28 protein-coding genes and 1 other RNA gene are annotated in these 24,131 nt (G+C 65.3%); 8 read left to right on the top strand and 21 right to left on the bottom strand.

Annotation, left to right across the window (positions count from 1 at the left end; genetic code table 11):
- The first annotated feature begins 4 nt into the window (after window positions 1-4).
- The 5 genes from AC3WOS_RS14000 (at window position 5) to AC3WOS_RS13980 (ending at window position 5,077) form a co-directional block, all read left to right on the top strand.
- A complete protein-coding gene (locus AC3WOS_RS14000; RefSeq protein ID WP_492716615.1) occupies window positions 5-2,089 on the top strand; it encodes a M3 family metallopeptidase in 2,085 nt (694 codons plus the stop codon).
- A gap of 27 nt (window positions 2,090-2,116) precedes the next feature.
- Window positions 2,117-2,797, top strand: coding sequence for a DUF4124 domain-containing protein (locus AC3WOS_RS13995; RefSeq protein WP_492716614.1), 681 nt, complete (start codon window positions 2,117-2,119; stop codon window positions 2,795-2,797).
- Between the two features lie 62 nt (window positions 2,798-2,859).
- Window positions 2,860-3,285: a DNA polymerase III subunit chi gene (locus AC3WOS_RS13990; protein WP_492716612.1), complete on the top strand. Its 426-nt coding sequence runs from the start codon at window positions 2,860-2,862 to the stop codon at window positions 3,283-3,285.
- Complete coding sequence (locus AC3WOS_RS13985; RefSeq protein WP_492716611.1) at window positions 3,282-3,662, top strand: DUF2486 family protein; 381 nt, start codon at window positions 3,282-3,284, stop codon at window positions 3,660-3,662. The genes AC3WOS_RS13990 and AC3WOS_RS13985 overlap by 4 nt, the downstream gene beginning before the upstream one ends.
- Window positions 3,663-3,934: 272 nt before the next feature.
- Window positions 3,935-5,077: a branched-chain amino acid ABC transporter substrate-binding protein gene (locus AC3WOS_RS13980; protein WP_492716609.1), complete on the top strand. Its 1,143-nt coding sequence runs from the start codon at window positions 3,935-3,937 to the stop codon at window positions 5,075-5,077.
- A 120-nt stretch (window positions 5,078-5,197) separates the two neighbouring features.
- Here AC3WOS_RS13980 and AC3WOS_RS13975 read toward each other — a convergent pair whose 3' ends face one another.
- Entirely contained in the window at window positions 5,198-5,518 is a 321-nt protein-coding gene (locus AC3WOS_RS13975) for a c-type cytochrome (protein ID WP_492716607.1), read from the bottom strand.
- A 167-nt stretch (window positions 5,519-5,685) separates the two neighbouring features.
- Between AC3WOS_RS13975 and AC3WOS_RS13970 the strand changes: the two genes are divergently transcribed.
- Entirely contained in the window at window positions 5,686-5,913 is a 228-nt protein-coding gene (locus AC3WOS_RS13970) for a TIGR04438 family Trp-rich protein (protein ID WP_492716606.1), read from the top strand.
- Between the two features lie 143 nt (window positions 5,914-6,056).
- Here the strand turns inward: AC3WOS_RS13970 and ilvD are convergent, their stop codons facing one another.
- Complete coding sequence (gene ilvD / locus AC3WOS_RS13965) at window positions 6,057-7,919, bottom strand: dihydroxy-acid dehydratase (RefSeq protein ID WP_492716605.1); 1,863 nt, start codon at window positions 7,917-7,919, stop codon at window positions 6,057-6,059.
- A 222-nt stretch (window positions 7,920-8,141) separates the two neighbouring features.
- On the opposite strand from ilvD, the gene AC3WOS_RS13960 reads away from it, so the two are divergent.
- Both AC3WOS_RS13960 and lgt read left to right on the top strand, forming a co-directional pair.
- On the top strand, window positions 8,142-9,044 hold the full coding sequence (locus tag AC3WOS_RS13960; protein ID WP_492716604.1) for a LysR substrate-binding domain-containing protein: 903 nt from the start codon (window positions 8,142-8,144) through the stop codon (window positions 9,042-9,044).
- Complete coding sequence (gene lgt / locus AC3WOS_RS13955) at window positions 9,038-9,898, top strand: prolipoprotein diacylglyceryl transferase (protein ID WP_492716602.1); 861 nt, start codon at window positions 9,038-9,040, stop codon at window positions 9,896-9,898. The genes AC3WOS_RS13960 and lgt overlap by 7 nt, the downstream gene beginning before the upstream one ends.
- A gap of 70 nt (window positions 9,899-9,968) precedes the next feature.
- Here the strand turns inward: lgt and AC3WOS_RS13950 are convergent, their stop codons facing one another.
- The 19 genes from AC3WOS_RS13950 to AC3WOS_RS13860 all read right to left on the bottom strand — a co-directional run bounded on the left by AC3WOS_RS13950 (window position 9,969) and on the right by AC3WOS_RS13860 (window position 24,128).
- Entirely contained in the window at window positions 9,969-10,772 is an 804-nt protein-coding gene (locus AC3WOS_RS13950) for a sulfite exporter TauE/SafE family protein (RefSeq protein ID WP_492716654.1), read from the bottom strand.
- Entirely contained in the window at window positions 10,772-11,239 is a 468-nt protein-coding gene (locus AC3WOS_RS13945; protein ID WP_492716601.1) for an EVE domain-containing protein, read from the bottom strand. The genes AC3WOS_RS13950 and AC3WOS_RS13945 overlap by 1 nt, the downstream gene beginning before the upstream one ends.
- A gap of 77 nt (window positions 11,240-11,316) precedes the next feature.
- Window positions 11,317-11,496, bottom strand: a non-coding RNA gene (gene ssrS, locus AC3WOS_RS13940) — 6S RNA.
- A gap of 46 nt (window positions 11,497-11,542) precedes the next feature.
- Entirely contained in the window at window positions 11,543-11,854 is a 312-nt protein-coding gene (locus tag AC3WOS_RS13935; protein WP_492716600.1) for a cell division protein ZapA, read from the bottom strand.
- A complete protein-coding gene (locus tag AC3WOS_RS13930) occupies window positions 11,851-12,090 on the bottom strand; it encodes a hypothetical protein (protein WP_492716599.1) in 240 nt (79 codons plus the stop codon). Before AC3WOS_RS13930 ends, AC3WOS_RS13935 begins: the two co-directional genes overlap by 4 nt.
- A gap of 332 nt (window positions 12,091-12,422) precedes the next feature.
- Window positions 12,423-13,361, bottom strand: a complete 939-nt coding sequence (locus AC3WOS_RS13925; protein ID WP_492716598.1) for an alpha/beta fold hydrolase — start codon at window positions 13,359-13,361, stop codon at window positions 12,423-12,425.
- Window positions 13,362-13,499: 138 nt separating this feature from the next.
- The gene (locus AC3WOS_RS13920) at window positions 13,500-14,462 is read right to left on the bottom strand and encodes a helix-turn-helix domain-containing protein (RefSeq protein ID WP_492716597.1); all 963 of its coding nucleotides are present in this window, start codon (window positions 14,460-14,462) and stop codon (window positions 13,500-13,502) included.
- A gap of 3 nt (window positions 14,463-14,465) precedes the next feature.
- Window positions 14,466-14,933, bottom strand: a complete 468-nt coding sequence (locus tag AC3WOS_RS13915) for a cache domain-containing protein (RefSeq protein WP_492716596.1) — start codon at window positions 14,931-14,933, stop codon at window positions 14,466-14,468.
- 12 nt (window positions 14,934-14,945) lie between these two features.
- The gene (locus tag AC3WOS_RS13910; RefSeq protein ID WP_492716594.1) at window positions 14,946-16,046 is read right to left on the bottom strand and encodes a porin; all 1,101 of its coding nucleotides are present in this window, start codon (window positions 16,044-16,046) and stop codon (window positions 14,946-14,948) included.
- 48 nt (window positions 16,047-16,094) lie between these two features.
- The gene (gene maiA, locus AC3WOS_RS13905) at window positions 16,095-16,760 is read right to left on the bottom strand and encodes a maleylacetoacetate isomerase (RefSeq protein WP_492716592.1); all 666 of its coding nucleotides are present in this window, start codon (window positions 16,758-16,760) and stop codon (window positions 16,095-16,097) included.
- Complete coding sequence (locus tag AC3WOS_RS13900; RefSeq protein WP_492716591.1) at window positions 16,760-17,482, bottom strand: ABC transporter ATP-binding protein; 723 nt, start codon at window positions 17,480-17,482, stop codon at window positions 16,760-16,762. The genes maiA and AC3WOS_RS13900 overlap by 1 nt, the downstream gene beginning before the upstream one ends.
- The gene (locus AC3WOS_RS13895) at window positions 17,479-18,231 is read right to left on the bottom strand and encodes an ABC transporter ATP-binding protein (RefSeq protein ID WP_492716590.1); all 753 of its coding nucleotides are present in this window, start codon (window positions 18,229-18,231) and stop codon (window positions 17,479-17,481) included. The genes AC3WOS_RS13900 and AC3WOS_RS13895 overlap by 4 nt, the downstream gene beginning before the upstream one ends.
- On the bottom strand, window positions 18,228-19,241 hold the full coding sequence (locus AC3WOS_RS13890; RefSeq protein ID WP_492716589.1) for a branched-chain amino acid ABC transporter permease: 1,014 nt from the start codon (window positions 19,239-19,241) through the stop codon (window positions 18,228-18,230). The genes AC3WOS_RS13895 and AC3WOS_RS13890 overlap by 4 nt, the downstream gene beginning before the upstream one ends.
- On the bottom strand, window positions 19,238-20,161 hold the full coding sequence (locus tag AC3WOS_RS13885) for a branched-chain amino acid ABC transporter permease (RefSeq protein ID WP_492716588.1): 924 nt from the start codon (window positions 20,159-20,161) through the stop codon (window positions 19,238-19,240). Before AC3WOS_RS13885 ends, AC3WOS_RS13890 begins: the two co-directional genes overlap by 4 nt.
- Before the next feature lie 11 nt (window positions 20,162-20,172).
- Window positions 20,173-21,333 (bottom strand): ABC transporter substrate-binding protein, encoded by a 1,161-nt coding sequence (locus AC3WOS_RS13880; RefSeq protein WP_492716587.1) that lies wholly within the window; start codon window positions 21,331-21,333, stop codon window positions 20,173-20,175.
- Window positions 21,334-21,357: 24 nt separating this feature from the next.
- Window positions 21,358-21,672, bottom strand: a complete 315-nt coding sequence (locus AC3WOS_RS13875; RefSeq protein ID WP_492716586.1) for a non-heme iron oxygenase ferredoxin subunit — start codon at window positions 21,670-21,672, stop codon at window positions 21,358-21,360.
- Between the two features lie 10 nt (window positions 21,673-21,682).
- A complete protein-coding gene (locus AC3WOS_RS13870) occupies window positions 21,683-22,174 on the bottom strand; it encodes an aromatic-ring-hydroxylating dioxygenase subunit beta (RefSeq protein WP_492716585.1) in 492 nt (163 codons plus the stop codon).
- Window positions 22,171-23,424, bottom strand: a complete 1,254-nt coding sequence (locus tag AC3WOS_RS13865) for an aromatic ring-hydroxylating dioxygenase subunit alpha (protein WP_492716583.1) — start codon at window positions 23,422-23,424, stop codon at window positions 22,171-22,173. The genes AC3WOS_RS13870 and AC3WOS_RS13865 overlap by 4 nt, the downstream gene beginning before the upstream one ends.
- Before the next feature lie 2 nt (window positions 23,425-23,426).
- On the bottom strand, window positions 23,427-24,128 hold the full coding sequence (locus AC3WOS_RS13860) for a fumarylacetoacetate hydrolase family protein (protein ID WP_492716582.1): 702 nt from the start codon (window positions 24,126-24,128) through the stop codon (window positions 23,427-23,429).
- Between the last annotated feature and the right edge of the window lie 3 nt (window positions 24,129-24,131).

Genomic DNA, 24,131 nt, shown 5'->3' with positions numbered 1-24,131 from the left:
CGACATGACTACTGACGTACAAAATCCCCTGCTGGACTTTAGCGGCCTGCCCCGCTTCGATGCGATCAAGCCCGAGCACGTCACGCCCGCCATCGACACGCTGCTGGAACGCAGCCGCGCCGTGGTCGCCCAACTGGAAGCGGATGCCGGCGCCGTGAGCTGGGACAGCTTCGTGGCCCCGCTGGAGAATGCCACGGAACTGCTGGGCCGCGCCTGGGGCATCGTCAGCCACCTCAACAACGTGGTCGACACGCCCGAACTGCGCGCCACCTACAACGAGAACCAGCCCAAGGTGACGGAGTTCTGGACCGCCCTGGCCCAGAACGAAGCGCTGTTCGGCAAATACAAGGCGCTGCGCGCCAGCGCTGAATTCGCCAGCCTGTCGCCGGCCCGCCAGCGCATCATCGACAACGCCGTGCGCGACTTCCGCATGGGCGGCGCCGAACTGCCGGCCGAGCAGAAGGAACGCTTCGCCGCGATCCAGGAAGAACACGCGGCCGTCTCCACCCGCTTCTCCGAGAACGTGCTCGACGCCACCAACGACTACAAGCTGCTGGTGGCCGACGAGGCCGACCTGGCCGGCGTGCCGGACGACGTCAAGCAGGCCGCCCGCGCCGCGGCGGAAAAGGAAGGCAAGGCCGGCTACGAATTCTCGCTGCACTTCCCGTCCTACTTCCCCATCCTGCAATTTGCCGACAAGCGCGAACTGCGCGAGATGGTGTACCGCGCCAACGCCACCAAGGCGTCCGACCAGGGCACCGTGTTCAGCGAGCGTGACAAGTGGGACAACACCCAGAACATCGTCACCCTGCTCAAGCTGCGCGACGAGGAAGCCAAGCTGCTGGGCTACCGCAACTTCGCCGAAGTGTCGCTGGTGCCCAAGATGGCGCAAAGCCCGGAGCAGGTGATCGCCTTCCTGGAAGACCTGGCCAAGCGCGCCCGTCCGTTCGCGGAACAGGACCTGGCCGAACTGCGCCAGTTCGCCAAGGACGAGCTGGGCCTGGACCAGCTGGCCGCATGGGACTTGCCGTACGCATCGGAAAAGCTGCAGGAGCGCCGCTACGCCTTCTCGGCCCAGGAAGTGAAGCAGTACTTCCCCGAGCACAAGGTGATCGACGGCCTGTTCCGCCTGGTGCAGAACCTGTTCAGCGTCACCATACTGCCGGACACGGCCACCACCTGGCACAAGGATGTGCGCTTCTTCCGCATTGAGCGCAACGGCAAGCTGGTGGGCCAGTTCTACCTGGACCTGTATGCGCGCGCCGGCAAGAGCGGCGGCGCCTGGATGGACGACGCCCGCGGCCGCCGCATCGAAAGCACGGGCGCGCTGCAAACGCCGGTGGCCTACCTGACCTGCAACTTCACGGAACCGGCCGTGGTGGACGGCAAGGTCCAGCCGTCGCTGTTCACGCACGATGAAGTGATCACCCTGTTCCACGAATTCGGCCATGGCCTGCACCACATGCTGACCCAGGTGGACGAGATCGGCGTGTCCGGCATATCCGGCGTGGAGTGGGATGCGGTGGAACTGCCGTCCCAGTTCATGGAAAACTTCTGCTGGGAATGGGAAGTGCTGGAACACATGACGGCCCACGTGCAGACGGGCGCACCGCTGCCGCGCGCCCTGTACGACAAGATGCTGGCCGCCAAGAACTTCCAGTCCGGCCTGCAGACGCTGCGCCAGGTGGAGTTCTCGCTGCTCGACATGCACCTGCACCACGACTACGACCCGAACGGCGCCAAGTCCGTGCAGCAGCTGATCGACGAAGTGCGCAGCCAGTTCGCCGTCATCGTCCCGCCCGCCTTCAACCGCTTCCAGAACTCGTTCGGCCACATCTTCGCCGGCGGCTACGCGGCCGGCTACTACAGCTACAAGTGGGCGGAAGTGCTGTCGGCCGACGCCTACGCGGCCTTCGAGGAAGCCAAGGCCCTGGGCGGCGGCGCACTGACGTCGGAGACGGGCAAGCGCTTCCAGCAAGAGATCCTGGCCGTGGGCGGCTCGCGCCCAGCGCTGGAATCGTTCACGGCCTTCCGCGGCCGCGAGCCCAGCATCGACGCCCTGCTGCGCCACAGCGGCATGGCGGCCTGAGCAGGTCAACACCTCAAGGAGAGCAGCATGATACGCACGCAGACCGCAGGGACGGCCCCGGGGCAGCCCACTTGGCCGGTCACGCCGCTGGCGGCCACGCTGGCCGTGTTGCTGCTGCTCGGCGCCGGCCCCGCCGGCGCGCAAGTGTACAAATGGGTGGACGGCAAGGGCGTCACGCACTACAGCGATACGCCGCCGCCGCCGACCGCGCCGGCCGGCACCAAGGTGGAGATCAAGTCCTTCGACACCGGGCCGCAAGCCGAGCTGCCGCAGGAACTGGCCGAGGCGGTACGCCACCGCCCCGTCACCCTGTACAGCACCAGCCCGTGCGACATCTGCGACCAGGCCCGCGCCATGCTGCGCGCGCGCGGCATTCCCTACACGGAAAAAACCGTCACCACGCCCGAAGACCGGGCCGTGCTGAACCGGGCTGGCGGCAACGGCCACTTACCGCTGCTGCTGGTGGGCCGCACCAAACAGATAGGCTACGAGCAGAACAGCTGGGACGTCCTGCTGAGCGATGCCGGCTATCCCACGCAAAACATGCTGCCGCCCGACTACCGCCAGGCGCCCCCCGTGCCGGCCGCGCCGCCGCCCCAGCCCAGCGCCAAGGAGCAGGCGGCCGCGGCCGCCAAGGCCGCGGCGGACGAGGCGGCAAGGCTGAAGAAATTGCCGCCGATCAATGCGACGCCCGATTTTCAGTTTTAACATGACGCAGATACAATGCGGTTTCGGCCAGCATTGCCCGCCCCACACCTGACGACCCGACCATGACCCGCATCGATTTCCACAGCAACGTTCCCGACAAGCTCGCCTATGCCTGCCGGCTGGCCCGCAAGGCTTATGCGGCCGGCAGCCGCATCGTGCTGATGACGGACGATGCGGCGCAGCTGGCCGAACTTGACGGCATGATGTGGACTTTTTCGGCCACCGACTTCCTGCCGCACGTTCCGGCCGGCGATGCGCTGGCGTCCGCCACGCCCATCATCCTGGCCGACAGCGACGGCGCCGAACTGCCTCACCGCGACCTGCTGGTGAACCTGTCGCGCCGCATTCCCGCTGGCGTGGACAGTTTCCAGCGCGTCATCGAAGTCATTTCCGCCGACGAAGCGGACGCGGCCGCCGGGCGCCAGCGCTACGTCGCCTACAAGCAGCAGAACTATCCGCTCACCCACTTTGTCGCGAACAAATCATGAGTCCAGCCCAACCGTTTGACGCCAGCATCCCCATCCTGACCGAAGTCCTGCGCGACGATCCGGCGCCAGCCGCCAACGGCGCCGCCATGCAGCCCGCCGACCTGGGCGCCCAGCTGGAAGCGCGGGCGCTGGACGGCTGGAGCGAGCGGGAATGGGACATGCTGGAACGGCGCCTGTCCACCCGCATCCTGCAGCAGCTGCAGAGCCGGGTCGACTTCGTGCTGGAACAGCGCATCAAGGACAGCATGGCCGACGTGCTGAGCCACGCATTGCGCGACCTGACGGGCGAGATCCGCAACGGTTTGCAGGACACGATAGAAAAGATCGTGGCGCGCGCCGTGGCCCAGGAACTGACCCACCTGCAGGCCAAGCGCTGAGGCGTCGGCGCCAGGATGGCCAGGGCAACACAGGCCCCGCCTGCAAGCCAGGCGCCGAGGCCAGGCAGGCCAGGGCGGCACCGCCCCGCCAGCCGGCACGGTGCACCATTTGCGCTCTCGCCACGTTAAATAGCCTGGCTGGCGCGGCAAATCGGCGGCCCTGACAAATCGCCCTTTGCTAACCAGTTAATTTGTTGTACCTTTTGCCCTTGTACAAAAATCCGCCCGGCGACCCCAAGGCGCCGCCGTGAGCTATCCATTGGAGAATGTTTATGCTGTTCAAGACTAAGTTCATTCCACTCGCCATCGCCCTCGCCTTTGCCGGCAGCGCCGGCGCGCAAGAAGTGGTCAAGATCGGCCATGTGGGTCCCGTGTCGGGCGCTTCCGCCCACCTGGGCAAGGACAATGAGAACGCGGCCAAGATGGCGATCGACGACTTGAACGCCAAAGGCTTCAAGATCAACGGCAAAGCCGTCAAATGGGTGCTGGTGCCGGAAGATGACGGCGCCGATCCGAAACAGGGCACGGCCGTGGCGCAAAAGCTGGTGGACGCCAAGGTCAACGGCGTGATCGGCCACCTGAACTCGGGCACCACCGTGCCCGCCTCCAAGATCTACTTCGACGCCGGCATCCCGCAAATCTCCCCGGCCGCCACCACGCCGCAGTACACCAAGCAGAACTTCAACACGGCGTTCCGCGTGGTCGCCAACGACAACAAGCTGGGCGGCACGCTGGGCGCCTACGCGGTGCAGAAACTGAGCGCCAAGAAGATCGCCATCATCGACGACCGCACGGCCTACGGCCAGGGCGTGGCGGAAGAATTCGTCAAGGGCGCCAAGAAGGCGCTGCCGGGCGTGCAAATCGTCGGCAAGGAATTCACCAACGCCAACGCCACCGACTTCAACGCCATCCTGACCAGCATCAAGTCCAAGAATCCCGACCTGGTGTTCTTCGGCGGCATGGATTCCGTGGGTGGCCCCATGCTGCGCCAGATGAAGGCACTGGGCATCAAGGCCAAGTTCATGGCCGGCGACGGCGTCTGCACGGAAGCGCTGCCCAAGCTGGCCGGCGACGGCATCGGCGAAGGCCAGGTCACCTGCGCCGAAGCGGGCGGCGTGACGGCCGACCAGCAGAAAGGCATGGACGACTTCCGCGCCCGTTACAAGCAGAAGTTCAACATGGACGTGCAACTGTACGCGCCGTACGTGTACGACGCCGTGATGACCATGGCCACCGCGATGGCCGACGCCAAGTCGGCCGAGCCGGCCAAGTACCTGCCTTACCTGGCCAAGGTCAAGTACCAGGGCGTGACGGGCCAGATCGCCTTCGACCCCAAGGGCGACATCAAGGATGGCGCGCTGACCCTGTTCACCTACAAGGGCGGTAAGAAGACCAAGATGGAAGTGGTCAAGTAAGTACCCGCTAGCGGCAGGCCGGGCCATGCGCCCGGCTCCTGTCTTTCCCGCTGGCGCCAGGCCGCGGGGACGAAAAAAAACGCGCCGTTACCGGCGCGTTTGCTTTTGGATCTGGACAGATTACTTCTGCGCCAGCACCCACTTCACCAGGGTGTGGGCTTCCGCCTCGGTCACCTGTGGATTGGCTGGCATGGGGATCGCGCCCCAGGTGCCCGAACCGCCCTTCAAGATTTTCTGGACCAGCTTGCCTTCGGCATCCTTCTGGCCTGCGTATTTCGCGGCCACATCCTTGTAGGCAGGACCGACCAGCTTGCTGCTCACGGCGTGGCAAGCCAGGCAGTTTTTCGACTTGGCCAAATCCAGACCTGCATCGGCCATCGCGGCCTGCGAAGCGAATGCCGACACGGCAACCATACCAACCATCATCAAAGTGCGTTTCATCGTTATCTCCATAGTAAAACCAGCGGCAATTCTACCGTGTTTTGCGCTAGCGCACGGCAGCGAACGAGAATACAACGCAGCGCACAGGCCAGGCGTTGACGTGCGCGCGAATATTGCTCCCCGTTAAGCCCATTTCTTTGTAAGATGGAGGTCTACAAGGAGTTGCCATGCCACTGATATTGTTAATAGTTGCCCTATGCGGGCTGCGGTATTTCGAAGTCTGGCGCTTCGCCCAGCTGTCGTGGTGGTGGATCGTCGGCGTGATGGTGTTTGCCTTCATCTGGTTCGAGTTCCTTGAACCACTGCTGGGTCTGGACAAGCGCAAGGCCCACAACGTGGACGAGCAGCGCCGCAAGGACCGCGTCAAGCAAAGCTTCGACAAGAAAAAGAAGTAAGCCCTCCATCAAGAAAATGGGGACGTACCCCGATTTGAGCATTATCAAATCGGGGTACGTCCCCATTTTTTCGTCCCCAATTTTGAGGAAACCGTGTTACGTCCCGGGTTTTTCGGCCCGGGACGGTTGGCGGCGGTGGCGGCTTAGCGCTTGAGCTGCGACAGGTCGCGCACGGCGCCGCGGTCGGCGGAGGTGGTCAGCGCGGCGTACGCTTGCAGCGCTTGCGAGACGTAACGGTCACGGTTGACGGGCTGCCAGGCCTGGTCGCCCTTCGCTTCCATCGCGGCACGGCGCGCGGCCAGGTCGGCGTCGCTGATGCGCAGGCTGATCTTGCGCTCGGGGATGTCGATGTCGATCATGTCGCCCTCTTCCACCAGGCCAATCGCGCCTCCTTCCGCCGCTTCCGGCGAGGCGTGGCCGATCACCAGGCCCGACGAGCCGCCCGAGAAGCGGCCGTCCGTCAGCAGCGCGCAGGCCTTGCCCAGGCCCTTGGACTTGATGTACGAGGTCGGGTACAGCATTTCCTGCATGCCGGGGCCGCCCTTCGGTCCTTCATAGCGGATGATGACGACGTCGCCTTCATGCACGGTGTCGCCCAGGATGCCTTCCACCGCCGCGTCCTGGCTTTCGAACACGCGCGCCTTGCCGCTGAATTTCAAAATGCTTTCATCGACGCCGGCCGTCTTCACGATGCAGCCGTTTTCCGCCAGGTTACCGTACAGCACGGCCAGGCCGCCGTCCTGCGAATAGGCGTGGGCCTTGTCGCGGATGCAGCCGGTGCTGCGGTCCGTGTCCAGCGCGTCGTAGCGCTCGGACTGCGAGAACGCGACCTGGGTCGGCACGCCGCCTGGTGCGGCGCGGAACAGCTGGTGCACGGCCGGGTCGTCGCTGGTCTTGATGTCGTTGCGCGCGATCGCATCGCCCAGGGTGGGCGCGTGGATGGTGGGCAGCGAGGTGTCGAGCAGGCCGGCGCGGGCCAGCTCGCCCAGGATGGCGACGATGCCGCCGGCGCGGTGCACGTCTTCGATGTGAAACTTGTCCGTCATCGGCGCGACCTTGCACAGGCAGGGCACCTTGCGCGAGATGCGGTCGATGTCGGCCATGTCGAAATCGACGCCCGCCTCGTGTGCGGCGGCCAGCAGGTGCAGCACGGTGTTGGTGGAGCCGCCCATCGACACGTCGAGCGCCATGGCGTTCTCGAACGCGGCCTTGGTGGCGATGGAGCGCGGCAGCACGGACGCGTCGTCCTGCTCGTAGTAGCGCTTGGCCAGTTCCACCACCAGGCGGCCGGCGCGCAGGAACAGTTCCTTGCGGTCGGCGTGGGTGGCGACGATGGTGCCGTTGCCCGGCAGGGCCAGGCCCAGCGCTTCGGTCAGGCAGTTCATCGAGTTGGCGGTAAACATGCCCGAGCAGGAACCGCAGGTGGGGCAGGCGGAACGCTCGATCTCGGCCACGTCGGCGTCGCTGACGGTGCTGTCGCCGGCCTTGATCATGGCGTCGACCAGGTCCAGCTTGATGATCTTCTGGGCGCCGTCCACCACCTTCAGCACCTTGCCCGCTTCCATCGGGCCGCCCGAGATGAAGACCACGGGGATGTTCAGGCGCATGGCGGCCATCAGCATGCCGGGGGTGATCTTGTCGCAGTTGGAGATGCAGACCATGGCGTCGGCGCAGTGGGCGTTGACCATGTATTCGACCGAGTCGGCGATCAGGTCGCGCGAAGGCAGCGAGTACAGCATGCCGCCGTGGCCCATGGCGATGCCGTCGTCGACGGCGATGGTGTTGAATTCCTTGGCCACGCCGCCGGCCGCTTCGATCTCGCGCGCCACCAACTGGCCCAGGTCCTTCAGGTGCACGTGGCCGGGCACGAACTGGGTGAAGGAGTTGACCACGGCCACGATAGGCTTGTCGAAGTCGCCATCCTTCATGCCCGTGGCGCGCCACAGGGCGCGTGCGCCTGCCATGTTGCGTCCGTGGGTGGTGGTGCGTGAGCGGTATTGCGGCATGATGTGTCTCCAGGTTGCGTCGATAAGGCAGCGGTGGTTTCAACATGCCCATGGGCGTGGCGCCGAAGACAGCGCATGTTGCAACAACCGCTAAGGGCTTTCTAAGCCCACGGTAATACCATCAGGGTGCCTTGCGCTGGGGGCCCTGTCAAATATATGATTTGCCTGTCTGTGAGTCGCAGAATATATCACTGAAATGAAATTGAATAGAAACGCATATCAATGAACCTGGAACTGCGGCAATTGCGCTATTTCGTCACCGTGGCCGAGGAACTGCACTTCGGCAAGGCGGCGCTGCGCCTGCACATGACCCAGCCGCCCCTGTCGCAGACCATCCAGGCACTGGAGGAGCTGCTGGGCGCCGCCCTGTTCGAGCGCAACCGGCGCGGCGTGACGCTGACGGCGGCCGGCGCCGCCCTGCTGCCCGAGGCGCGCCGCATGCTGGCCCAGTCGCTGGAACTGCCGCAACTGGTGCAGCGGGCCGCCGCCGGCGAGGTGGGCCGGCTGTCGCTGGCCTTCGTCTCGTCGGCCGACTACAGCGTGCTGCCGCCCTTCCTGCGCGCCTACCGGGCCGCCTATCCGCAAGTGCAGATCAGCCTGCAGGAAGCGACTTCCGACCTGCAGCTGGACGACCTGCTGCACGGCCGCATCGACGCCGGCCTCTTGATCCCGCCCCTGCCCGACAAGAGCCGGGCCGAACTCGATTACCTGCCCGTGCTGAACGAACCGCTGATCCTGGCCGCGCCGGCCGGCCTCGATGCGCTCAAGACGCCGGGCCCGGTGGCGCTGGCCGCGCTGCCGCCGCTGCCGCTCATCATCTTCCCCCGCGCCATCGCACCGGCCCTGTACGACGCCGTGCTGTCCGTGTTCGGCGCGGCCGGCATCACGCCCGAGATCGGCCAGCAGGCGATCCAGATGCAGACCATCGTCAGCCTGGTCTCGGCCGGCATGGGCCTGGCGCTGGTGCCGCAATCGGTCTCTAACCTGATGCGGCCCGGGGTAGAATACCGCTCGCTGCGCGACCCCACGCCGCTGGTCGAAACGGGCCTGGCCTGGCGCCGCGAGCACGTCACGCCCGTGCTGCAAGGCTTTTTGGATTTACTACGAAAGAACACACCATGCTGATACACCCCATGCCCGATCCGGTCGCCGTTCATCTGGGCCCGGTCGCCGTCCACTGGTACGGCCTGATGTACGTGCTGGCGTTCGCCCTGTTCATCGCGCTGGGCCGGGTGCGCATCAAGCAGCCGCACATCGCCGCGCAGGGCTGGAAGAACGAAGACCTGGACGACATGCTGTTCTACGGCATGCTGGGCGTGGTGCTGGGCGGGCGCCTGGGCGAAGTGCTGTTCTACCGGCCCGGCTTCTTCTTCGCCAACCCGATCGAAATCCTGGAGGTGTGGCATGGCGGCATGTCGTTCCACGGCGGCTTCCTCGGCGTGATGGTGGCCATGTGGCTGTGGTCGCGCAAGGCCGGACGCAACCTGCTGGATGTGTACGACTTCATCGCGCCCATGGTGCCGCTCGGCTACGCGGCCGGCCGCCTGGGCAACTTCATCAACGCCGAACTGCCGGGCCGCGTGGTCAGCGATCCGTCGCTGCCGTGGGCCATGCTGTGGCCGGACACCAGCTACCCGCTGCTGCCGCAGCCCGTGTTCCTGCAAGGCTTGCGCCATCCGTCGCCGCTGTACCAGATGCTGATCGACGGCATCCTGGTGTTCGTCATCCTGTGGCCCTACGCGCGCAAGGCCCGGCCGCGGCTGGCCGTGGGCGCCATGTACACGCTGCTGTATGGTTGCGCGCGTTTCTTCACCGAGTATTTCCGCACCCCGGACTGGGAAGTGAACTGGGCCGGCATCCCCATCACGTCAGGCCAGATGCTGTCGATCCCGATGATCGTCGGCGCCCTGATCCTGCTCGTGTGGTCCTACAAGCGCAACGTGGTGGCGGGCGTGACGCCGGCCACCAAGCCGGCATGACGCAGCCGCCGGCACGGCGCGCAACGGCGCGGACGCCAGTTCCGCCCCCGCACCCGCCACGCGCCATTCTTTAGCGCAGCCCCTTCCACAGCATGTAGGCGGCCAGGCAGTACAGCACGGTCGCGAACACCTTCTTGAGCGACTGCACCGGCAGCCGGTGCGCCGTACGCGCCCCCAGCGGCGCCAGCGTCACGCTGGCCGTGGCGATCACGGCCAGCGCGGGCAGGTAGATATAGCCCAGCGAATACGGCGGCAGTCCCGGCGCGTTCCAGCCGAAATAGATGTTCGACAGCGTACCGGCCAGTGCGATGGGAAAGCCCAGCGCGGCGCTGGTGGCCACGGCGTGATGGACCTTCACATTACACCAGCTCATGAACGGCACGGAGATGAAGCCGCCGCCCGCGCCCAGCAGGCCGGCCAGCACCCCGATCACGCCGCCGGCGGCGAACATGCCGGCGCTGCCGGGCAGTTCGCGGCCGGCCGCCGGTTTGCGGTTGAACAGCATCTGCGTGGCCGAGAACGAAATGAAACCGGCGAACACCAGCGCCAGCGTGGCCGACGGCAGTTGCTTGCCTATCCACGGCCCCACCCAGGAGCCGAGCAGGATGCCCGGCGCCAGCAGGAACACGATGGGCCAGCGCACGGCCCCGTGCAAGTGGTGGGCCCGCACCGACGATAACGAGGTAAACAATATCGTGCCGAGCGAGGTGGCAATCGCCATGTGGACGATGATGTCGGGCGGGAAGCCCTTGGCGCTGAAGATCATCGTGATGAAGGGCACCAGTATCATGCCGCCGCCTATGCCCAGCAGGCCGGCGCTGAAGCCGCCGAAGGCACCCATGGCCAGCAGGGCCGCAATCAGGCTCCAGTCCATCACGCGCCCTTGCCGAGCAGGGCGACGATGGTCTTCCACTGGCCCGGCGTGACGGGCGTGATGGACAGTCGGCTGCCCTTCTGCAGCAGCACCATGTCTTCCAGCGCGGGGATGGCGCGCAGTTCGGCCAGCGGCAGCAGCCGTGTCTTTTTCGTCGCGCGCACGTCGATGGAAATCCAGCGCGGCTGCTCCTGGGTGGCCTTGGGGTCGTAGTATTTACTGTCCGCGTCGAACTGGGTGGCGTCCGGATACGGCGTGCCCACCACTTCGGCCAGGCCGGCGATACCCGGCTGCGGGCAGCTGGAATGGTAGAACAGCACACCATCGCCGGGACGCATGGCGTCGCGCATGAAGTTGCGGGCCTGGTAGTTGCGCACGCCGAACCACGCCACCGTGTGCGCGGGCGCGGCCAGCACGTCGTCGATACTGACTTCGTCCGGTTCGGATTTCATCAACCAGTATTGCATCGGACATTCCCTTTCAAAACGTACGGACGTAAAAAAGCGGCTGCGCATGGAACATGCTCGCAACCGCTTTTTTGGAATGAAACCCCGCCTGTGCCGCTATGCCGGCATCCCGAACCAAACGGTTCAAGGTGGTCACAGTTAGTTCAATTTCGGGTTCGTCGGACTAGCGACGCTCACGCCCATCAAACAAAATCCCGCGACCGATGCGCATAAATGGTTCAAGGAATATATGGCAATCGCGAACACTGCAGGGTGACACGGAGTTTACTCTCTTGCCCCGTTTTGGGGAAGGCGTTTTATCGACTAAAACAGAGTTTCTTGCGGTGTCAGCGCATTGTCGAGCACCTGGTTCATGGCGGCGATCTTCTGCTGCACTTCCAGTATAGACAAGTCGGACAGCGGTCCCTGTGGCGCTTTCACGGACAGGAATTCGGCCGCCACGCCCAGCGCCGCCATCACGGCGATGCGGTCGTTGCCCTTGACCTTGCCCGCGTCGCGGATCGCGCACATCTTCTTGTCCAGGAAGGCGGCCGCCTCGCGCAGCGCGCGCTCCTCGTCCATCTTGCACATCAGGCGATAGGGCTGGCCCATGATGGTAACGTCCAGCTGCTTCATTGCGTCTGCTCCTGGTCGGGCGTGGCGCCGCCGGCTTCGCCGTCGAGCGCGGGAATCTGTTCCAGCAGGGCCGAGACGCGGCTGTGCGCTTCGCTCAGGCGTCTCTGGTAGCCGATGTTCTCCACCACCAGCGCGGCGTTGGCTTGACGCAACTGGGCATTCTCGCGGCGCAGGGCCTGGGTCATCTCGGCCAGCTGGTCGATTTTGTCGGAAAGTTCTTGGAATTCGGAAATCATCCCGTCACAATAAATGGCTTGCAAAGGCGCGTCAACCGCTACACGGTACGGAATGCGCATATTTTTGTGGCAAGCCCACAATGGGGGCCGGCCAGGCGGACGGGCCGGGCGCGGCGTCGCTGGCGCGCGCCGGCCCGGCCCGGAAAGTTGCAGTTTCAACCAGTGCGCAGCATCAGGCGGCGCTGCTCACCCCCACCAGTTGCACACCGGCGCTGCCGCCCGTGATGGAAGCCGTCAACCGGTCGCGAAGGCGCGTATGCGATCGGCCGTCCAGGTGGCCGCCATGTCGTACGGGCTGCCGCCCTGGCCGGCATGGGCCATCGCGCACCCGATCAGAGCATGGAAATGAGCGTCTCCACCACTGCCGCGGGATTCGAGATAAACGCCGAATGGCTCGTACTCAAGGTCTTCTGCACGAATTTATTACTCGGAGTGAAAGCGTCGGCGTCGGCGATCATCTTGTCCTGGACAGCAATGGGAATCGCGTGGTCGTCGGCACAGCGGATGAAGGAACGCGGAACACTCCCCCAGTTCGACACCGTCGCGCCGACCTTGGTGGTAAATGCCTGGATCGGTTCATCGGGCGTGAGCAGGTTCGCGACGGCGGGAAAGACCGCGCTGCTCACGTCGCCGTAAAACGCGCTTTTCAATTTAGCGGCATAAGCGCCATCGGCCGAATTATGGTTGATGCGCGCAGCGCCAACGACGCCGGGATCGGCCACAAACAGGGGAGGAACCTCGGAAGTGGCGAAGTCAGGCTGCTGCAAATACTCCAGCACCGTTTGAAATGCGACCGGCACGAACGCCGTCAAATAGACGAGGCGGCGGACCACCGCCGGCGCCGCCTCGGCCACCGCGCTGAGGGTGGCGCCCCCCAAGCTGTGCCCAACCAGGATCACCGGGCCGCTCCCGTCATTCATCAAGCCGCGGATCACCTTCAACGTATGGTCGCGATAATCGTTGAGCGTGAGCGCGGCCAGTGGCGAGGCCTCGGTGGACAAGGCCACACGATCTTGCGGCTGTGCGAGATACGATGCCGGAAACTGTGCCGTGATGCCGTGCCCGGGCAAATCCAGGACGATCGCGGGATAGCCCCGCTCGGCCAGGAGCCGGACCACCTCGGACCAGCACCAGCTGCCATGCCAGGCGCCGTGAACGAACACAAAAGTCGGCTTGGTGCCGGTACCGCCGGCAAGACTACCGCCGCATGCCGCCACACTGGCGCCGGCCACGGCGGCCGACAATTGATTGATAAAATTTCTGCGCTTCATTGCTGTCCCCTTCGTAGGAATTCGGCCCCGGTTCTCCAGGGCTCGATCGCCAGAATAGGGGCGAAACGAAGGGCCTGCTGGCTTGTCCGTGCCAGTGACATAGGCTGGAAGCGCCATTGCTACGGCACATTCCCGGCTTCAGTCGGCATTGGCGCTCTTACGCCAGCGTGCCGGCGTTACGCCGAAGACCTGATAGAACTCGCGGCCAAAGTGGGAGGCGTCCGCAAAGCCACAGCGCCGCCCCACTTCGGCGACCGTCAGATTTTCCAGCCGGGGCTGGGCCAGCATTTGCCGCGCCTGTTCCAGCCTGAGCCTGCGCAGCGTCCCGGCAAAACTGGCCTGTTCCGCGGCAAAACCACGATGCAGCGTACGTACCGAGATGCCGAGTGCCTGGGCCACGGTCTCGGCGGTAAGCCCGGTTTGCGCGAGCCGCTCACGCAGCACCTGCCGCGCGCGCGCAACCAGGTCGCGACGGGGCGGATCGCTGCCTCGCGGCTGCGGTTCCAGCGCGGCCGCCAGCATAGCGCCGAGCTGGTCCGACAACAGCGCCGGGGGATAGCTCGCCGCCAGCGCCGGATCTTGTGCAAATTGAAGGCACAAGCCTGACAAGGCTTGTCCCCAACCGCGGTCACGCGTCGCCACCCTGGGCACGCCGCTGTCCCATTGGGCCAGCCAGCCTCCGACCCATGGCCTGGGCAGCTCGATGGAGATGAGCTCCAGGGATGCCGGGAAATGCAGTTCGTAGGGCTGGGCCGAATCGACCAACACGGCGTCGCCGGGACGCATGCATATCCGGTGCCCGTGCTGGCGGATATGCCATGCGCTGTCGCGTTGCGCAATCAGATAGAACGGCTGCTTGTTACCGCGCGCGATATTCGCGGAAGTGCGATACACGTCTTGCGTGCACGCGACCACCTGGTTGAACGACAGGACATCGACTGCCACGCTGGTTAGCCGGCCTTCGAATGTCGCCGCCTGGCTTGAGCTGCAATGCATTTCCAGGAAGGCGGCACAGATCGCGTCCGTCCAATAGTCGAGGCGGCGCCCGGATTCGACTGCATCCGTACTCCATAGACGCGTCGATAAGCTTTCGGGGTTCAAAGCCTATTTCCTGTACACGCCGCTCAGGACGAAATAGTCGTCGACCCGTTCCAGATAGGTGGAGCGCCGCTCCATCTTCTGGCTGACCGGATTGACCCATTCGAATTCGACCCAGCCGCCGCCCTTGGTCCTGGCCAGTTCGATCTGCTCGCGCACGAAGGCTTTGCCGTTGACATCCTTGATGTCGAGCAGCATCTTGCCTATCAGTTTGGGATTGGCGCCGTGTGCCAGCATCACGCCATTCAAGTCCAGCGCGGCGATGTACAGTTCGCGGTCGACGAACTGGCCCTGCGGCCGGCTGAATTCGGCCAGCGCCGCGTCCTTGCCGTTCTGCCTGATGTACCTGACGGCCTTCTTGACCATGGCCACCGCCTCCTCTTTCGACGCGGCCTGCTGATCGGCCGCAAGCGCGACCAGGCAGGAGGACATGAACAAGAGCGCGAGGATGAATTTATACGTGTATGCACGCATCTGGCCTCCCGATCAGAACGAGTGGCGGATGCCGGCCGAAACGCCGGACTGGTTCAAGCCCGTGCCCACCGTGCCGCCCGCATCGAGCGCAATCGCGGCCTGGCCGGCGTTCTTCATGTGGCCGATCGAACTATAGACCGCCGTGCGCTTGGACAGATAATACGTCAGGCGCAGTACCACCAGCGTGGAGTCGTTGCCGCTGTCCTTGACGTCGTGACGCGCCACCTGGCCGTCCAGCGTCATCAAAGGCAGCAACGGGTAACTGGCGCCCACGTAGATCAGCTTGGACTCCAGGTTATTGGCCTGCGTGGCCGCCGCCTTCTTGCGCGCCATGATGCCGGCGCCTATGCGCACGTCGCCGGCCATGGCGTAGCCGTTCAGCGTGGTGCGCCGGTCATTGCTGTCGATGGTGCTCAGCCCCGCGGCCGCGCCGGTATTGCCGTACATGATGTCGTAGCTGGCGGTGACGCCAAAGCGCTTGTTGTCATACCCCAGCAAGGCCGTCACCTGGCGGCAGGCCTTGGCGTTGCCGGCCACCTCGCCCGCGCAGTTGGTGGCGGCCGGCCCGCCAGCGCTGGCGGCGTCGCGCCCGAAGCTGTAGGTCGCGCCCAGGGTGAAATCCGAGAACGTGCCGAGGTAACCGAGAGCGTTGTCGCTGCGGGCATTCGGGATGTACGGGTCGATGCTGGAGATGCTGAACAGGTTGGGTCCCATCACGTCCGACTTGAGCGTGGCCAGGAAGGTCATGTTGTTCTGGCGGCCCAGCGTCAGCGTGCCGTAGCTGCCTTTCAGGCCGACGTTGGCCTGGCGGCCGAACAGGCGATTGCCCTGCCCCATGGTGCCGGTGTCCATGCCGATGCCGCTTTCCAGCACAAACAGCGCCTGCAAGCCATCGCCCAGGTCTTCCGTGCCACGGAAGCCAATACGCGAGGGGAAGCTGCCGGTCAGGCTGGGCACCTTGACGACGGAATTGCCGGCCGCATTGGTGTTGTTGGTGTAGACCACGCCGCTGTCCACGATACCGTAGATCGTCACGTTGCTCTGCGCCGTAGCGCCGTGGGCCGCCAGGAAGCCGATCATTGCGATGGCGCCACCGAGTGCTGTTTTCTTCATTACTATGTCTCCAGGTTTTTTTAGTGAGGTACTACGGGGTGAAACGGTTTATTCGCTGTCGGGCTGACGCCCCGGATGCGCCAGCTGGAACGCCGGCAACTGCTGGCACGCCGCGTCGATGGCCCGCAAGGTCGGGAACGGCGCCAGGTCCATGCCGAAGCGGCGCGCCGCGAACAATTGCGGCACCAGGCAGCAGTCGGCCATGGTTGGCGTGTCGCCGACGCAGTAGCGGCCTCGCCGCCCGTCGCGTACCAGGTCCGCCTCCAGCGCGGCCAGGCCGATGCCGTGCCAGTGGCTGATCCAGGCGTTCTTCGCCGCCTCGTCCTGGCCCATGGTCCCGGTGATGTACTTCAGCACGCGCAGGTTGTTGAGCGGATGGATGTCGCAGGCCATCGACAACGACAGTTGGCGCACGCGGGCGCGCTCGCCCGGCGCGGCCGGCAGCAGCGGCGCCGCCGGACAGGTGTCGTCCAGATATTCGATGATGGCGAGCGACTGGCTGATGTCCAACGCACCGTCGCTCAGCACCGGCACCAGCTGCTGCGGATTGCGGGCGCTGAACACGGGCTGGAACTGCTCGCCGCCGTCGCGGTTCAGGTGCACCGACAGGTACTGGTACGGCAGTCCTTTCAAACCCAGCGCGATGCGCACGCGATAGGCGGAGGAACTGCGAAAATAATTGTGCAGCACCAGCTGCGTTGCGCTTTTTTGCATCACGACACTCCCATGTATTGTTGAACGATGTGCGGCTCGGTACGCAGCGCGTCGGAACTGCCCTGCCAGACCACCTTGCCTTTCTCCAGCACGAAATGGCGGTCGGCGAACTTGAGCAGGGCGCCAACGTTCTTGTCGATGACGATCTGCGACAGCCCCTCCGCCTTCAATGCCGCCAGCGCGGCCCAGATCTCGGCGCGGATGATGGGCGCCAGGCCTTCGGTGGCCTCATCCAGCACCAGCAGCTGTGGGTTGGTCATCAGCGCCCTGCCAATGGCCAGCATCTGCTGCTCGCCGCCCGACAGCTGCCAGCCGTGGTTGCCGCGCCGCTCCTCCAGGCGCGGGAAGAAACGGTAGACCCGCTCCAGGTCCCAAGGCTGCAGGCCGCGCCGCCCATGGCGCGGCGCGCGCGCGGTGGCCACCAGGTTCTCTTCCACCGACAAATTGGCGAACACCTGCCGCCCTTCCGGCACCAGCCCCAGTCCCAGCCGCGCGATGTGGTGCGACGCCAGGCTGGCCAGCGGTTGGCCGTCGAATGCGATCGCGCCGGACTTCAACGGCAGCATGCCGAACAGGCATTTGATGGTGGTGGAACGCCCCATGCCGTTGCGGCCCAGCAGCGTAACTACTTCGCCGGCGCGCACCTCGAAGCTCACGCCGAACAGCGCCTGCGCGTGGCCGTACGATGCGTGCACGTCGTGCACTTCCAGTAACTTCGTCATACCTCACCCTCCTCTTCGCCGAGGTATACGGCCCGTACCTCGGGGTGGTTGCGGATCTGGTCCGGCGTGCCGCTGAACAGCACCTTGCCGTAGACCAAGACCGTGATGCGGTCGGCCAGCGCGAACACCGCGTCCATGTCGTGTTCGATCAGCAGGATCGAATAGCGCCCCTTGAGGCGGGCCAGCATGGCCACCACCGCCGCCGACTCCTGCACGCTCATGCCGGCCATGGGCTCGTCGAGCAGCAGGAATTTGGGCTGGGCAGCCAGCGCCATCGCCAGTTCCAGCTGGCGGCGCTCGCCGTATCCCAGCTCGGCGGCCGGCATCTGCGCCAGCGCAGCCAGGCCGCAGTCGCGCAGCGCCGCGTCGGCCGCCCGCGCCTGGGCGGTACGCGACATCATCGGCTGCCAGAAGCGCCAACCGTGTTCGCGCGCGCCCACAGCCGCCAGCACGGCGTTTTCGCGCACCGTGAAGTCCTCGAAAATGGAGGTGATCTGGTAGGAGCGCAGCAGCCCGCGCCGCGCCCGTGCGTGGATCGGCAGGCCGGTCACGTCCTCGCCGTCGTACCAGACCTTGCCCTCGTTGCAGGCCAGTTCGCCGGACAGCTGGTTGATCAGCGTGGTCTTGCCGGCGCCATTGGGGCCGATGATGGCGTGCAGCTCGCCGCAGCGGATGTCGAGCGACACCGAGTCCGTGACCAGGATGCCGCCATAGCGCTTGACCAGCGATTCGGTTCTCAGGATGCTCATGCGTGCTCCCCCACGGCGTGGACGGGCACCGGCGCCGGCACGGAAACCGGCGTGGCTTTACGCCGCGCCAGCCTCTCCAGCAACCCCACCAGGCCGGCACTGCGCAGCAGCGCGACCAGGAAGATCGCCAGGCCGAAGATCGCGGCCCAGGATTCGGTGGCCATCTTCAGCAACTCCTCGGCCCCCATGAACACCACCGCACCAAGCAAGGGGCCGAACACCGTCCCCAGGCCGCCCAGCACGATCATCACGATCAGGTCACCGGAAACCATCCAGCTCAGCGTGGCGGGCGAGGCGAACGCGGTCAGGTTAGCCAGCAGCATGCCGGCCACGCCGCACAGCACCGCCGACATCACGTAGGCCGCCAGCTGATAACGCTTGCCGCGCAGCCCAATCGCGTTGACGCGGCGCGGATTCTGGCGTGCCCCGCGCAGCACCATGCCGAACGGCGCCACCCGCAGCCGCGCCGACCACCAGATCACCAGGCACAGCAGGACGAAGGCCACGGTGTAGGCGACCAACGGCTGGCCCAGGTCCAGGCCGAAGAAGCGGCTGGTGGCGCTGATCGGCGTGCCGTCGTCGCCGCCGTACTGCTTCAGGCTGACGAAAACGAAATACCCCATCTGCGCGAATGCCAGCGTGATCATGATGAAGCCGATGCCGGTGGTGCGCAGGCTGATGGCACCCGTCAGCAGCCCAACCAGGCCGCAGGACACCACGCAGAGTGCCAGATGCACCCAGCCATTATCGATGCCGTGGTAGGCGGGGATCGCCACGCTGTAGGCGCCGATACCGAGGAACAGCGCATGGCCCAGGCTGACCAGGCCGCCGAAGCCCAGCGCCAGGTTCAGCGCGCAGGCGGCGATCGCGTAGATCAGGATACGGGCAAAGAAGACCACGTAGAAAGGCTGGTCTGCGACGCCGGCGGCCCAGGGCACCAATGCCAGGGCGCCCAGCAGCAGCAGGGGTACCACGGCGGCCGGCTGGCGCATGGAGTGAAATGGATTCATCGGGTCCTCTCGGTGGGAAACAGGCCTTGCGGGCGCAGTGCCAGCACAAGCGCCATCAACAGATACACCAGCATCGATGCCAATGCCGGTCCGGCGGCATTGGCGACGTCGCGGCTGGCCAGCTCGCGCAGCAGCGTTGGCAGGAAGGCACGGCCCAACGTGTCGGTGATGCCAACGATCAGCGCCGCATACAGCGCCCCGCTGACCGATCCGATGCCGCCGATGACGATCACCACCAGCGCGGTGATCAGCACCGGCTCGCCCATGCCGGCCTGGATCGACATGATGGGACCGGCCATCACGCCGGCCAGTCCGGCCAGGGCCGCGCCCAGCGAGAACAGCACCGCGTTGAGCAGCTTGATGTCGACACCCAGCGCCGACACCATGGCAGGATTGACCGCGCCGGCGCGGATCAGCATGCCCAGCCGCGTCTTGTGCATCAGCAGATGGGCGCCGACCGCCACCGCCAGCCCGACCACGATGATCGCGAAGCGGTAGCTTGGGTAGCTGATGCCGAGCAGGTCGACGGTGTTCTCCAAAAAACCCGGCAGCGGCAGAAAATACGGCTGCGGTCCCCAGATCATGCGCGTGGCTTCATTAAAGAACAGCACCAGGCCGAAGGTGGCCAGTACATGGTCCAAGTGGTCGCGTCCGTACAGGCGCGCGATCGCGGCCCGTTCCAGCGCGAAGCCCAGCGCCATGCAGCCCGCGACGGCGGCCAGCAGCGCCAGCCCGAAGGAGCCGGTGTGCTGCCAGGCGGCGGCCGCGAAATAGGCGCCCAGCATGTACAGCGAGCCGTGCGCCAGGTTCACGAAGCTCATAATGCCGAACACCAGCGTGAGCCCGGCGGCCAGCAGGAACAGCAGCACGCCGTATTGCAGCCCGTTGAGCAGCTGCGTCAATAGCAGTTGGATAGTCATGCCGTGCTACCTCAAGGCAGGCTGCATTTGGACTGGTAGCTGTCGGCATGGGCCGTCAGCGGCGTCCCCAGCAGCTTGACCGTCGGTTTGCCTGCTTCGCTGGCGACCTGGAAGGCGTAGTAGTTCTGTACCGGCATGTTGTTCTTGTTGAAGCGGAACGGGCCGCGCACCGACTTGAACTCGGCACCGGCCGCCTTCACCGCGGCGGCCAGCGCGCGCTTGTCGCCGGCCTGGGCGCCGGCTTTGCGCAGCGCCACGTCCAGCAGACGGGCCGCGTCGTAACCCGTGGCCGCATATTCGCTCGGCAGGCGCTTGTATTTGGCGTTGAAGGCGCTGACGAAGGCGCGGTTTTCCGTCGTGTCCAGCGCCGCGTCCCACATGGCGCCGAACGTGGTGCCGACGGCGGCCTCGCGCAACGCCGGCATGGTGGTACCGTCCACCGTGAAGACCGAATAGTTGGGCAGCCTGGCCAGCATGCCGGCCTGGCTCAGTTGGCGGATGTAGTTGACTCCCATGCCGCCCGGGTAGAAGGCGAATACCGCGTCCGGCCGGGCTGACTGCAGCTGCGCGATCTCGGCCGAGTAGTCGGTCTGGCCGACCTGGGTGTAGACCTCGTCCACAATCTCGCCCTTGAAGTAGCGCTTGAAGCCCTGCAGCATGTCCTTGCCGGCCTGGTAGTTGGGCGCCATCAGGTAGACCCGCTTGTAGCCCTTCTCCTGCATGAACTTGCCCATGCCTTCGGCCGAGCCGTCGTTCTGCCAGGCGATGGAAAACACGTTCGCCGCGCACGAGGCGCCGGCCACCGGCGACGGACCGGCGTTGGTGGCGATGGCCACCGTGCCGGCATCGACAATCAGCTTGTGGCTGCCCATCACGACGTTGGAGAAGCCCAGGCCGACGATGGCGTTGACGTGTTCCTTGTCGATGAACTTGCGCACGATCTGGTTGCCCACTTCCGGCTTGAGCTGATCGTCTTCCTTCAGCACCGTGACGGCCTGGCCGCCAAGTTTGCCGCCGCCCTGCTCCAGCGCCAGCATGAAGCCGTCGTACTGGTCCTGGCCAACCACTGCCACCGGGCCTGACAACGGCGCCGAGAAGCCGATCTTGATCTGGGCCTGTGCGGCGCCGGCGAGCAACATGGCGATCCCCGCGGCGATGAATTTGTTGTTCATTTCTGTCTCCTGGTTTTTATTTGGTCAGCCCAGATCCACGTAGACCCGGCCGTTTTCGATCTTGACGGGATAGCAGCGCACCGCCTCGGTGGCGGGCTCGCAGCTGGCGCGCCCGTTGCGGATATCGAACTTTCCCTGGTGCAGAGGGCATTCGATCTCGTGCCCGTCAAGGAAGCCGTCGCACAGGCGCGCATTGCCGTGGGTGCAGAGGTTGGCGGTGGCATAGACCTCGCCGTTCACGCTGTACAGGGCCAGCTCGGTGCCACCCGCCGCCACCGAAGTGACGTCGTCCTCCGGCACGTCCGCCTCGGCGGCCGCGTCGATCCAGTTGTTTGCCATGGTGCTCTCCTCAGATTGGATAGATCAGCGAGTTGGCGATCATCTCGGTGTCGTAAATGCAGTGGCGCTGCTCGAATCGCAGCCCCTGCGGCGTGATGCGGATACGGTCCAGATAGCGGCCCACATTGAACACCGTGCTCTCCTGCGACAGCTTGGTGCGGAACACGGCGTAATTGGCCTGCGCCACGATCACGCCGTCCGCCACCTGCTCCACCAGCGGCGCGCCGGTGACGTGGCGCTGGTAATAGGGATCGTGGAACAGCGTCTCCTTGATGCCGTAGGCCCGGTCGCGCAGCATGCCCTTGCTCAGCAGCGCCAGCGTGGCCAGCGGGAAGCCGCGTTCGTGGTTCTCGCGCGGCTGCACGCGGTAGTCGCACTCGTCGACGAACAGGTCGATCCACTTGTCCCACTCGCCGTTGTCGAGCGCCGCCGCGTACTCTGCGTACAGGCGGTTCAGCGCCAGGAAGGTGTCGATGTCGATCGCGCTTGCTGTCGTATTCATACCTCCATCACCTTTCGCCAGTAGTTGTACATGCCGCGTATCAGGGTCTCGGTGACCATGTGGTCGGTGTTCCCGGCGCCGTAGCCGCCCAGTTCGGCCACCGTGCGGTGATTCGGCTTTTGCTCGAAGCCGTTCTGCGACAGCTCGATCACTTCGCCGTCGTCGGCCGACACGAAGCCGGCGGGGCCGAACAGGTTGGCCTGGATCAGGCGGCGCTGGGTCATCTCCGGCGTGTCGTCCTCGAAGCCGAAATGGGTCCAGACGAAATCGAACGATCCCTTGCCGTTGGGCTGGATGTGGCGCGTCGAGACACTGTTCACCTGCTGCTGGAAGATCACGCTGGGGAACACGGTCATCATCACGGCGGTCGGCCCCTTCCACCACGGCTCCGGCACGATGTCGAGCAGGCGCTTGTCGTTCACTTCCATGCCGGCCTTGAAACTGGTGACGCCGGCCGTCACCTCGCTGGTCGCGGCCTGCTGGCTGCGGGTCGAGATCATGGCGGCGTGGCGGTAGTGCGCGTCCATCTTCAATTCGGACTTGTTATCGGCGCGCCACAGGCCATAGGTGACGAACCAGGTATGCAGCAGGCCCGGATGGTAAGGGTCCTTGATGTTTTCCTGCATCAGTTTCCAGTTGCCCGGAATGCGCTGGCGGTTGTAGCCCAGGATGGTCAGCTTGCGACCGTTGAACAGGCGGTCGAAGTAACCGCACATGTCGGGCCCGAGGAAGTCCTCCAGCGATTCCACTTCATGGTCGAACGAGGCGAACACCACGCCGCCGCGTACCGCCACCTTGAGCCGGGTCAGGCCGTGTTCGGCGGTGTCGAACTCCTTCGGCATGCCGCCATTGACCTTGCCGTCCTGCTTGACGCCGCGCCGGAACGGCACGCCCTGCAGCTCGCCCTTGAGGGTGTAGCTCCACTGGTGGTAGGGGCACACGAATTCCTTCTTGTTGCCGTGGCGCTCGCGGCAGAACTGCATGCCGCGGTGGGCGCACACGTTCTCCACCACGTTCACGCTGCCGTCGGAGGCGCGCGTCAGGATCACGGAACGCTCGCCGATCACCGAGCGCTTGAAATCGCCCGGGTTGGGAATCTCGGCCTCCAGGCCGACGTAGCACCAGTGGCCCTGGTAGAACAGGCGTTCCAGTTCGCGCTTGTAGAGCGATTCGTCGGTGTAGGCCCAGAACGGGATGCGGCTCGATCCCGGCTGGTCCCATACCGGTTTGATGGGGAACACGGCGGCCATGATCAGGCTCCTTCGACGCGCACGGTGATGGGCGCCAGGCCCGCCACTTCGCCGAACATCACGTCGCCGGCCACCACGCTGTTCACGCCTTCCGGAGTGCCGGTCATGATGACGTCGCCCGGCTCCAGCGCTTCGTACTCGGACAGGTAGGCGATCGATTCGGCCACCGACCAGATCAGCATGGAGATGTCGGAGTCCTGGCGCGGCTGGCCGTTGACGGTGACCGCAATGCGGCCCCGCTCCAGGTGGCCCACCTGCGCCACCGTGGAGATGGTGCCGATCGGCGCCGACCTCGCGAAGGACTTGCCGAACTCCCAGGGACGGCCCTTGTCGCGCGCATCGAGCTGGATGTCGCGGCGGGTCATGTCCAGCCCGACGGCGTAGCCATACACATGCTCCTGCGCCTGCTCGAGCGCGATGTTGGCGCCGCCCTTGCCGATCACGGCCACCAGCTCGATCTCGTGGTGGAAGTTGCCGGTCTTGGGCGGATACGGAATCGTCACTTCGGCGGCGCCGGCCGGCACGGCGGCGTTGGCCGGCTTCATGAAGAAGAACGGCTTTTCGCGATCCGGATCGCGGCCCATTTCGCGCGCATGGGCCGCGTAGTTGCGGCCAACGCAGAAGATGCGGTTGACCGGAAAGCGCTCTTCGCTGCCGGAAATGGCCAGGCTGTAGACAGGTGCGGGCGGGACTGCGTATTTCATCAT

This window comes from Rugamonas sp. FW305-51, assembly GCF_058786935.1.
This window is presented reverse-complemented; position numbering and strand designations above follow the sequence as displayed.

Coding starts and splice junctions, on each gene's coding strand:
- AC3WOS_RS14000 (WP_492716615.1), top strand. CDS start 5: ATGACTACTGACGTACAAAATCCCCTGCTGGACTTTAGCGGCCTGCCC.
- AC3WOS_RS13995 (WP_492716614.1), top strand. CDS start 2,117: ATGATACGCACGCAGACCGCAGGGACGGCCCCGGGGCAGCCCACTTGG.
- AC3WOS_RS13990 (WP_492716612.1), top strand. CDS start 2,860: ATGACCCGCATCGATTTCCACAGCAACGTTCCCGACAAGCTCGCCTAT.
- AC3WOS_RS13985 (WP_492716611.1), top strand. CDS start 3,282: ATGAGTCCAGCCCAACCGTTTGACGCCAGCATCCCCATCCTGACCGAA.
- AC3WOS_RS13980 (WP_492716609.1), top strand. CDS start 3,935: ATGCTGTTCAAGACTAAGTTCATTCCACTCGCCATCGCCCTCGCCTTT.
- AC3WOS_RS13975 (WP_492716607.1), bottom strand. CDS start 5,518: ATGAAACGCACTTTGATGATGGTTGGTATGGTTGCCGTGTCGGCATTC.
- AC3WOS_RS13970 (WP_492716606.1), top strand. CDS start 5,686: ATGCCACTGATATTGTTAATAGTTGCCCTATGCGGGCTGCGGTATTTC.
- ilvD (WP_492716605.1), bottom strand. CDS start 7,919: ATGCCGCAATACCGCTCACGCACCACCACCCACGGACGCAACATGGCA.
- AC3WOS_RS13960 (WP_492716604.1), top strand. CDS start 8,142: ATGAACCTGGAACTGCGGCAATTGCGCTATTTCGTCACCGTGGCCGAG.
- lgt (WP_492716602.1), top strand. CDS start 9,038: ATGCTGATACACCCCATGCCCGATCCGGTCGCCGTTCATCTGGGCCCG.
- AC3WOS_RS13950 (WP_492716654.1), bottom strand. CDS start 10,772: ATGGACTGGAGCCTGATTGCGGCCCTGCTGGCCATGGGTGCCTTCGGC.
- AC3WOS_RS13945 (WP_492716601.1), bottom strand. CDS start 11,239: ATGCAATACTGGTTGATGAAATCCGAACCGGACGAAGTCAGTATCGAC.
- AC3WOS_RS13935 (WP_492716600.1), bottom strand. CDS start 11,854: ATGAAGCAGCTGGACGTTACCATCATGGGCCAGCCCTATCGCCTGATG.
- AC3WOS_RS13930 (WP_492716599.1), bottom strand. CDS start 12,090: ATGATTTCCGAATTCCAAGAACTTTCCGACAAAATCGACCAGCTGGCC.
- AC3WOS_RS13925 (WP_492716598.1), bottom strand. CDS start 13,361: ATGAAGCGCAGAAATTTTATCAATCAATTGTCGGCCGCCGTGGCCGGC.
- AC3WOS_RS13915 (WP_492716596.1), bottom strand. CDS start 14,933: ATGCGTGCATACACGTATAAATTCATCCTCGCGCTCTTGTTCATGTCC.
- AC3WOS_RS13910 (WP_492716594.1), bottom strand. CDS start 16,046: ATGAAGAAAACAGCACTCGGTGGCGCCATCGCAATGATCGGCTTCCTG.
- maiA (WP_492716592.1), bottom strand. CDS start 16,760: ATGCAAAAAAGCGCAACGCAGCTGGTGCTGCACAATTATTTTCGCAGT.
- AC3WOS_RS13900 (WP_492716591.1), bottom strand. CDS start 17,482: ATGACGAAGTTACTGGAAGTGCACGACGTGCACGCATCGTACGGCCAC.
- AC3WOS_RS13895 (WP_492716590.1), bottom strand. CDS start 18,231: ATGAGCATCCTGAGAACCGAATCGCTGGTCAAGCGCTATGGCGGCATC.
- AC3WOS_RS13890 (WP_492716589.1), bottom strand. CDS start 19,241: ATGAATCCATTTCACTCCATGCGCCAGCCGGCCGCCGTGGTACCCCTG.
- AC3WOS_RS13885 (WP_492716588.1), bottom strand. CDS start 20,161: ATGACTATCCAACTGCTATTGACGCAGCTGCTCAACGGGCTGCAATAC.
- AC3WOS_RS13880 (WP_492716587.1), bottom strand. CDS start 21,333: ATGAACAACAAATTCATCGCCGCGGGGATCGCCATGTTGCTCGCCGGC.
- AC3WOS_RS13875 (WP_492716586.1), bottom strand. CDS start 21,672: ATGGCAAACAACTGGATCGACGCGGCCGCCGAGGCGGACGTGCCGGAG.
- AC3WOS_RS13870 (WP_492716585.1), bottom strand. CDS start 22,174: ATGAATACGACAGCAAGCGCGATCGACATCGACACCTTCCTGGCGCTG.
- AC3WOS_RS13865 (WP_492716583.1), bottom strand. CDS start 23,424: ATGGCCGCCGTGTTCCCCATCAAACCGGTATGGGACCAGCCGGGATCG.
- AC3WOS_RS13860 (WP_492716582.1), bottom strand. CDS start 24,128: ATGAAATACGCAGTCCCGCCCGCACCTGTCTACAGCCTGGCCATTTCC.